At 62.3% G+C, this 3,503-nt stretch carries 4 protein-coding genes; 1 reads left to right on the top strand and 3 read right to left on the bottom strand.

Annotated elements, in window-relative coordinates; all coding sequences use genetic code 11:
* The 3 genes from QNM96_RS22770 to QNM96_RS22760 all read right to left on the bottom strand — a co-directional run.
* Positions 1–1,476, bottom strand: a 1,476-nt coding sequence (locus QNM96_RS22770) for a cation:proton antiporter (RefSeq protein ID WP_283839098.1), incomplete at its 3' end; no start/stop codon positions are given.
* A gap of 70 nt (positions 1,477–1,546) precedes the next feature.
* Positions 1,547–2,593, bottom strand: coding sequence for a sulfite exporter TauE/SafE family protein (locus QNM96_RS22765; protein WP_283839097.1), 1,047 nt, complete (start codon positions 2,591–2,593; stop codon positions 1,547–1,549).
* Positions 2,594–2,596: 3 nt separating this feature from the next.
* Positions 2,597–2,743 carry a hypothetical protein gene (locus QNM96_RS22760; protein ID WP_283839096.1) on the bottom strand — a complete coding sequence of 49 codons (147 nt, stop codon included), beginning with the start codon at positions 2,741–2,743 and terminating at the stop codon, positions 2,597–2,599.
* Between the two features lie 427 nt (positions 2,744–3,170).
* Between QNM96_RS22760 and QNM96_RS22755 the strand changes: the two genes are divergently transcribed.
* On the top strand, positions 3,171–3,503 hold a 333-nt coding region (locus QNM96_RS22755; protein WP_283839095.1), incomplete at its 3' end, for a universal stress protein.

Raw genomic sequence — 3,503 nt, 5'->3', positions numbered from 1 at the left:
GGAGGCGACGCTTTCGACATCGAAGGTCGTCTTCGCGAGTTGGCAGACGAGCAGGTTGACGTCGTCGTCGGGCGTGGTCGCAATGACCGTCTTCGCGTCGTCAGCGCCCGCCTGCTCGAGGATGTCGGCGTCGGTACCGTCGCCCTCGAGCGCGGAAAGGCCGCGTTTGCGGGCCTTTTCGACCGCGTCAGGGGTCTGGTCGACCAGCAGTACGTTTTCTCCGTCCTGTTCGAGCCGTTCTGCGAGCGAAAGGCCGACTCGGCCCCCGCCGACGATTATCGTGCGCATTGGTGATACCTCAAGGTAGTCCGCGATCTGTCGTGCGAGGCCGGCCTGGAGGACGACCGTCGAGAAGATGATGAGAAAGACGGTTCCGGCGAGCAGTTGGGCCTCCTGTGGCCGGCCGAGCGCTTGCAACTCGACGGCGAACAGCGTCGCGATGCTCGCGGGGATAATCCCGCGCGGGCCGACGACGCTCAAGAAGAGCCGTTCGTTGTGCGTAAACCGCGCGTCGGTCGTCGAGAGATAGATGACGGCCGGGCGAAGCACCAGCGTGACCGCGCCGACGATGGCGAGACCGGCCAGCCCGAGCGCGCGGATGTCCGTGAAGTCAATCAACGCTGCCAGCGCGACGAAGATAAACGAGAGGACGACGACCGAGAGGTCGTCGAGGAAGTCGATCACGTCCTCGTGGTAGGGCAGATCCACGTTGCCGAGGGCGAACCCGGCCATCGCAGCAGCGGCGATGCCGGTCTCGCTGGCGATCGTTTCAGCACCGGCGTAGGCGACGACGATTCCGGCGAGAACGATCAGCCGGGCGTGTAGCGGCGCCGCACACGGCCGGGACCGTCCGCGCTCGAGGAGGAGCCAAACGATTGCCGCAACGAGCGCGCCGACAGCAAGTCCGACGGCTAACCGCATCGCAAAGTCGCTGACGAGCGCGGCCGGCGTCCCATCCCCGGCGACGAGGACTTCGAAGACAACGATGACTAGAATCGCCGCGGTAACGTCGTTGATTACGCCTTCGCCTTCGAGGACGGCGGCGACGTGGTCCCGGACGGTGACGACCTGCAGGATGGGCCCGATCACGGTCGGACCGGTCGCGATCAATAGCGCGCCGACCAGTAGGCCGACTTCGAGACTCGTCTCGAGGAAAACGACGACGGCGGCGGCCGTTCCGAGCCAGGTGAGTGCCGCGCCGACGGTGACCAGCCGGGTCAGTGCCGTCGGACTTTCCTGGAGTTTGTCGAGCTGAAGGTGGTACCCGCCCTCGAAGAGGATAATCGCGACGCTAACACCGATCATCGCCGAGAGGCCGCCGCCGAACGCCTCCCGTGAAACGAGCCCGAGCACCTCGGGTCCGACCGTAATCCCCGCGACGATCAGAAAGAGAACGCTCGGAATCCGCAGGCGATCCGCGAGAACGCGGGAGGTGACACCGAGGACGAGCACGAGCGCGACGGTCGCGACGAGCATCATGGCCGAATACGGGGGCGTTCAGGCGGGAAAGTTGGGTCTTCAAATCTGTACAGACGATCCAAGGTGCTCATGAGTCACGACCGTCGGCGGCTGGCTGTGCGCCCGCGTCATCCGCACCGGCCGATTGAACGACCTTATAGAGGATCATCGACGCGACGAAAAACGATGAACCAACGAGCAGGAGGACGCTCACCAGATCGAGTGCGCCCGTTCCGAGCCAGTTCGCGAGTTCCGAGAGCGCAATCCCGCCACTGGCCAAGACCATCATGAGGCCGAAGTAGACGATGACGTCGTCCTCGTCGACCATCGTCGTCGCGGCCGAGCCGATTCGCGCGCCGAGGGCACTGCCGACCAGCAACAGTGAGACGACCGTCAGGTCCACACTGCCGGACATACCGTAAGTAAACGTTCCGAACGCGCCCGAGAACAGCCCGGCGAAGAGACTGGTCCCGACGGCTGCGGTCAGCGGCGTCCCGATCAGGTAGTAGATCGCGGGCATGCGAATGAAGCCGCCGCCGACGCCGATCAACCCGGAGACGAGACCGACGCTCCCGCCTGCACCCCCGATCGTCCACACCGACGCCCGGCCGCCGGAGGTAAGCGAGATCATCGGCGGAATGGTGTACGACTGAATCTTCTGGCCGATTGCCGGGATTTCATCGTCACTGACGCTGTCTTCGTCGCCGTCGTCGTCCTCCGCATCGTCCTCATTCTCGAGGTTGGCGGCTCGGCGAAGGAACAGCGCGCCGATCCCCGCTAGCAGGACGACGTAGGCGACGCCCGTGACGAGGTCTGCGACTCCCAGCGCTTCTAAGCCGAACACGAGCCGGCTGCCGAGTTCGATCCCGATCGAGAGGACAACGAACAGGATCGCGCCGAGTTTGTAGTCGACCCGACCGATGTCGTAGTGTTTGAGGACGGCGATCACGGAGGTTCCGAAGTAAAACGCCAGTCCGCTCCCGATCGCGACTGAGGCGGGATAGTCGAGGAGCAATAGCGTCGGCGTGATCAGGAACGAGCCGCCCATCCCGAAGAAGCCGAACAAAACCCCGACCATGAAGCCGAAGCTCACGAACAGCACCAGCAGGGTCAGACTGAGTCCCAGTATCTCCATCGATTAGGCATTCGTGATCGTTTCGATCAGTGGCGTTGCGACTCGCTCGAGGGCACCGTAACCGACGTAGAGAGCGATGGCCTGAACGAGGATGACGCCCACGAGGAGCGTCGCCTGTACCGGTGGGGGGAACGCTGCAGACTCGATCATGCGTTCCGACCTCCGTTCACGGTTGATAGTGTGCGGCTCATGGATTTCTATTCATTACTCTATACCCGGAGAGTGTGTATAATGCTTTTGGGATCATAGAACAATATTACTGCAGGATATGCCACACCTATCCAACGAGAATATCTGAATAAGTTATCGAGATATAGCGTCCCAATCTCATCGCGGTGCGCGCTGGGACGGCGCGTCGCCCGCGTCATATATGGAAGATACTGCAGTTTTGGATCCGCTCACGTCTGTGATCGATCGCGGGAGCGATCTGTGAGCGAGCGCTCGCGGGTAGTGCTACCGTCCTTGAAAACACATCGTGGTAATGAAATTCCCGTTCACAATTCTCAACTGGCCGTCCGAATCAATTTGAATATTGGAGGATCGAAACAATATTATGGCGTGGGACCCTACGGGGTGTATGAAAGCGGTACTCGCCACAGACCTCTCGGCCGCCAGCGAGGCGACCATCGAGAACGAGACCTGCCTCGAGTGTCTCGGTCGAATCGGCGTCGACGAGATGCATCTGGTGACGGTAATTCCGTCGAACGTCCACGCGGGCATGCCCGGCATCGATTTCGAGAACCGACGCCGAAAGGCGATCGCGAACTACGAACGCGTCATCGAACGCGCCGGCTTCGACGTCGACGTTCACGTCGTCCGTGGAACGCCACACCGTCGGATTCGGGGCATCGCTGAAACGATCGGTGCGAGCCTCACGATCGTCGGCTCGCGCGGGAAGAGCCCGCTCGAG

It is taken from the genome of Halostagnicola sp. A-GB9-2 (assembly GCF_030068615.1).
In the GTDB taxonomy this organism is placed as follows: domain Archaea; phylum Halobacteriota; class Halobacteria; order Halobacteriales; family Natrialbaceae; genus Halostagnicola.
Note: the sequence above shows the minus strand (reverse complement) of the source record. Positions and strands in the feature narration are given on the sequence as shown.

Bases quoted from the DNA above. Each gene is read 5' to 3' on its own strand.
- QNM96_RS22765 (WP_283839097.1), bottom strand. From the start codon at position 2,593: ATGGAGATACTGGGACTCAGTCTGACCCTGCTGGTGCTGTTCGTGAGC.
- QNM96_RS22760 (WP_283839096.1), bottom strand. From the start codon at position 2,743: ATGATCGAGTCTGCAGCGTTCCCCCCACCGGTACAGGCGACGCTCCTC.